The organism is Pseudacidovorax intermedius, from assembly GCF_001476815.1.
Classification (GTDB): domain Bacteria; phylum Pseudomonadota; class Gammaproteobacteria; order Burkholderiales; family Burkholderiaceae_C; genus Xenophilus; species Xenophilus intermedius_A.
The window spans coordinates 1-4,757 of sequence record NZ_LDSL01000135.1 but is presented as its reverse complement, the minus strand read 5'-3'; the positions used below and the strand labels follow the sequence as shown (position 1 = coordinate 4,757).

General features: G+C 72.3%; 5 protein-coding genes. 4 read left to right on the top strand and 1 reads right to left on the bottom strand.

Annotated elements, in window-relative coordinates; translation table 11 throughout:
• Positions 1-161 precede the first annotated feature (161 nt).
• Positions 162-1,232, bottom strand: coding sequence for a selenide, water dikinase SelD (gene selD / locus NS331_RS19840; protein ID WP_440589398.1), 1,071 nt, complete (start codon positions 1,230-1,232; stop codon positions 162-164).
• A gap of 98 nt (positions 1,233-1,330) precedes the next feature.
• Here selD and NS331_RS19835 point away from each other — a divergent pair, with 98 nt between their 5' ends.
• From NS331_RS19835 to NS331_RS19820, 4 genes are all read left to right on the top strand, one after another.
• Positions 1,331-2,197, top strand: coding sequence for a putative selenate ABC transporter substrate-binding protein (locus NS331_RS19835; protein WP_058643680.1), 867 nt, complete (start codon positions 1,331-1,333; stop codon positions 2,195-2,197).
• Positions 2,198-2,217: 20 nt separating this feature from the next.
• A complete protein-coding gene (locus NS331_RS19830) occupies positions 2,218-3,033 on the top strand; it encodes a phosphonate ABC transporter ATP-binding protein (RefSeq protein ID WP_058643679.1) in 816 nt (271 codons plus the stop codon).
• Positions 3,030-3,890, top strand: coding sequence for a PhnE/PtxC family ABC transporter permease (locus NS331_RS19825; protein WP_242873832.1), 861 nt, complete (start codon positions 3,030-3,032; stop codon positions 3,888-3,890). Before NS331_RS19830 ends, NS331_RS19825 begins: the two co-directional genes overlap by 4 nt.
• Positions 3,891-4,110: 220 nt before the next feature.
• Positions 4,111-4,757, top strand: a 647-nt coding sequence (locus tag NS331_RS19820) for a PhnE/PtxC family ABC transporter permease (RefSeq protein WP_058643681.1), incomplete at its 3' end; no start/stop codon positions are given.

Sequence of the window (4,757 nt, the reverse complement as noted above, 5' to 3'; positions counted from 1 at the left end):
GCACCCCGCACCAGGCGGACCTCACCGAACGCGCAGGCCAGACGACGCCTCGACCGCAGACAACTCAGACCACTCAGACAACTCAGACAGCAGGCCAGCCCTACCACCGCAGGGCCATCGGGGCGCCAAACAACACGGCAGCACAGCGCCGCGCGAAGAACTCAGCCTTCGACCACCAGCCCCGCAGGCCCCGCCTCGCAGCGCCCGATCACCGCCGCAGAACCGAAGCCCTCTTCGCGAAACACGCCCAGCACCGCATCGACCGCATCCGGCGCGCAGCTCACCAGCAGCCCGCCCGCCGTCTGAGGATCGGTCATCAGGGCCTGGGTCACCTCAGGCAGTCCCGAGGACAAGGACACCGACGCCCCATAGCCCGCCCAGTTGCGCCCCGACGCCCCCGTCACGAAGCCGTCGGCCGCCAGCGCCGCCACGCCCTCCAGCAGCGGCACGCGCGGCCATTCGATCACCACCCGCAGCCCCGCGCCGCGCGCCAGTTCCAGCCCATGGCCGGCCAGGCCGAAGCCCGTCACGTCGGTGATCGCGTGCACGCCGTCCAGCGCCGCCAGCTTCGGCCCCGGTGTGTTGAGCTTGGTCGTGTTGGCGATCAATTCACGGTAGCCCGCCTCCGGCAGCTTCTCCTTCTTGAGCGCCGCCGACAGCACGCCCACGCCCAGCGGCTTGCCCAGCACCAGCACATCGCCGGGCCGCGCATCGGCATTGCGCCGCACGCGGTCCGGATGCACCAGCCCCAGCGCCACAAGGCCATAGATCGGCTCCACCGAATCGATGGTGTGGCCGCCCGCGATCGGAATGCCCGCCGCACGGCACACGTCCTGCCCGCCGCGCACGATGTCGCCGATCACCTCGACGGGCAGCTGATTGACCGGCATCGCCACCAGCGCCAGCGCCAGGATGGGCTTGCCGCCCATCGCATACACGTCGCTGATCGCATTGGTCGCGGCGATGCGGCCGAACTCGTAGGGGTCGTCCACGATCGGCATGAAAAAATCGGTGGTCGCGACCAGCGCCTGTTCGTCGTTCAAGCGATAGACCGCCGCGTCGTCGGCCGTCTCGATGCCCACCATCAGCTCCGGCGGAATCAGCCCCGCCCCGCTGCTGCGCAGGATCTCGCTGAGCACGCCCGGTGCGATCTTGCAGCCGCAGCCGCCCCCGTGCGAGAAGCTGGTCAGGCGCATCGGCGCCAGCGGGTTCATCGGTCGCTGCTGCTGCATCGCAGTGGTCTCCTGAGGGCGGATTGGGAAAGCGCCGGATTATCGAAGCGGCCCCATTCCTGCCCTTGCCATCCTGTCTTTTCAACGAGGCCAACACCATGACCTTCTCTCGCCGCGCCACCCTGGCCGCCCTGTTCGCCACCGCTGCCTTCGGCACCCTTCCGGCCCAGGCCCAGACGGGGACGCTCCGCGTCTCCGCCATTCCCGACGAGGCGCCCACCGAGCTGCAGCGCAAGTTCGCCCCGCTGGGCGAATACCTCAAGCAGCAGACCGGCATGAACGTGCAGTTCACGCCCGTCACCGACTATGCGGCCGTGGTCGAGGGCCTGGCCACCAACAAGATCGACCTGGCGTGGCTGGGCGGCTTCACCTACGTGCAGGCCAAGATCCGCACCAACGGCGGCGCCAAGCCCATCGTGCAGCGCGCCGAGGACGAGGTGTTCACCAGCAAATTCATCGTGCCGGCCGACAGCACGGCCAAGACCCTGGCCGACCTCAAGGGCAAGACCTTCGCCTTCGGCGCGCCCTCGTCCACCTCGGGCAGCCTGATGCCGCGCTTCTTCCTGCTCAAGGACGGCATCAACCCCGAGAAGGACTTCAAGACCGTCGCCTACTCGGGCGCGCACGACGCCACCGTCGCCTTCGTGGCCGCGGGCCGGGCCGAGGCCGGCGTGCTCAACGCCTCGGTGTGGGACAAGCTGGTCGAGGCCAAGAACCCCAACGCCGCCAAGGTGCGCGTGCTGGCCACCACGCCGACCTACTACGACTACAACTGGACGGTGCGCCCCGGCCTGGACCCGGCGCTGACCAAAAAGCTCACCGACGCCTTCCTGCAGCTAGACCCCACCAAGCCCGAGCAGAAGGAAATCATGCAGCTGCAGCGCGCCAGCAAGTTCGTGCCCACGCAGTCGTCCAACTACGACGGCATCGAGGCCGCCGGCAAGTCGGCCGGGCTGATCAAGTAAGCCCCCCTGAAAGGCGCAGCGTGAGCTTTGCACTGGAAGGCGTGGGCCTGGTCCATCCCAACGGACAGCGGGCGCTCGAAGGCGTGACGCTGGCCGCGCGGCCGGGCGAGCGCATCGCCTTCATCGGCCCCTCGGGCGCGGGCAAGACCACGCTGCTGCGCATCCTGGGCGCGGCGCTGCGGCCGAGCGCCGGGCATGTCACGCTGCTGGACGAATCGCCCTGGCAGGCCGATGCCCGCCGCCTGCGCGCCTTGCGGGCGCGCATCGGCACCGTGCACCAGCAGCCGCCCATCGCGCCGCGTCTTCGCGCCGTGACGGCGGTGCTGTCGGGCCGGCTCGGCCAATGGTCCCTGCCGCGGGCGCTGGGCTCGCTGCTGCGGCCGTCGGACCTGGAAGGCGCGCATGCCGCGCTGGCGCAGGTCGGCATCGAGGACCGGCTCTTCGAGCGCTGCGACCGGCTCTCCGGCGGGCAGTTCCAGCGCGTGGCGGTGGCCCGCGTGCTCTACCAGCGGCCCGACCTGCTGCTGGCCGACGAGCCCGTCTCCGCGCTCGACCCCACGCTGGCCGGCACCACGCTGCGCGCGCTGGTGGCGCAGAGCGAGGCCACGGGCGCGACGCTGTGCGCCTCGCTGCATGCGGTGGACCTGGCGCTGCGCTGGTTTCCGCGCGTGGTGGGCCTGCAGGCCGGCCGCGTGCTGTTCGACCTGCCGGCGGGCGAGGTCACGCCGGCGCGCCTGTCGGCGCTGTATGCGGCCGAGGGCGGCGTGCCGGCGGGCGACGAGGCCGTGTCGCCGCTGCCGGCGTCGGCGGCCTTCATTCCTTCGGGCTGCCGGTGACCAGCCGCACGGCCAGCGCCACCGCGCCCCTGCACCACGCGCCGCCGCTGCGCGACCCGGCCGCGCGCCGCCGCCTGGCCGGCGCGCTGGCCGCCCTGGCCGCCGCCTGGCCGGTGCTGCAGCTGTCCGAATTCCAGCCCTGGCAGCTGCTGACCAGCGGCAACCTGGCCGTCATCGGCGGCTTCCTCGCCGCCTTCTGGCCGCCGGCGCTGTCGGCCGACTTCCTCGCGCTGCTGGGCCGCGCCACGCTGGAGACGCTGGCCATGGCCACGGCCGGCACCACGCTGGCCTTCGTCATCGCCGTGCCGCTGGCCTTCGCGGCGACGCGGGCGCTGTCTGTCTCCCGCATCGGCCCGGGCCCGGGGCGGCTGCGCGGCGGCATCGTGCGCCGTGCGGCGCGCCTGCTGCTGATGGGCCTGCGCGCCATTCCCGAGATCGTGTGGGCGCTGCTCTTCGTGCGTGCGATGGGCCTGGGCCCGGCCGCGGGCGTGCTGGCCCTGGCCGTCACCTACGGCGGCATGCTGGGCAAGGTGTATGCGGAGATCCTGGAGTCGGTCGACAACCGGCCGGCGGGCGCCCTGCTCGAATCGGGCAGCGGCCGCATCGCCGCCCTGGCCTACGGCCTGCTGCCCAATGCGGCGCAGGAGCTGGCCTCGTACACCGTCTACCGCTGGGAATGCGCGGTGCGCGCCTCGGTGGTCATGGGCTTCGTCGGCGCCGGCGGCCTGGGGCAGCTGATGGACCAGTCGATGAAGATGCTCAACGGCGGCGAGGCCTGCAGCATCCTGCTGGTCTTCCTGGCACTGGTGCTGCTGGCCGATGCGCTGTCGAACGGGCTGCGGAGGCTGCTGGCATGAATCACCGCGCTGACCACGCGTACGCGGAGGCCCTTCGCCGGGGCAGCGCCGAGCCCCTCTCCCCTCGCGGGAGAGGGGTTGGGGAGAGGGGGCGCCTGCCTTGCCAGCGGCTTGTGCCTTGCACGCGCCGTCGCCCCCTCTCCCCGGCCCTCTCCCGCAAGGGGAGAGGGAGTCATGCCGCCTTGCCGGCTACGGTGGCCGGCGAAGGCCGATCTCTGCCATGAGCCCAGGTTCCGACAAGGCCCTCCCTCCGCGTCCCGCGCCCTGCTGGCGCTGCCGCGCCGTGCTCGTGGCCGTGCTGGCGGCCATCGTCGCCAGCTTCGCCTGGCTGGGGCTGGACCTGTCGGCGCTGGTCTCGGCCGAGTCGATGGGCCACATGGGCCGCTTCGTGGCCGAGTTCTTCCCGCCCGACCTGTCGCCCGACTTCCTGGCGCGCACGGCCCACGGCGCGCTGCAGACGCTGGCCGTGTCGGCCCTGGGCACGGTGCTGGCCGTGATCGTCGGGGCGGTGCTGGCGCTGCCCGCTTCAGGCCGCGCAGGCTGGCCGGCGCAGCAGGCCGCGCGCTTCGGACTCAACCTGCTGCGCAGCGTGCCCGAACTGGTGTGGGCCGCGCTGATGGTCCTCGCCGCCGGCATCGGCCCCTTCGCCGGCGCGCTGGCGCTGGCGCTGCACACCACCGGCGTGCTGGGCCGGCTCTTTGCCGAGGCGCTGGAGAACGCCCCACCCGCGCCCGAGCGCGCCCTGCGCGAGGCCGGCGCCGGCCGCATCGCCGCCTTCGGCTATGCCAGCCTGCCGCTGGTGGCGCCGCAATGGCTGGCCTACAGCCTCTACCGCTGGGAGATGAACATCCGCATGGCCGCCGTGCT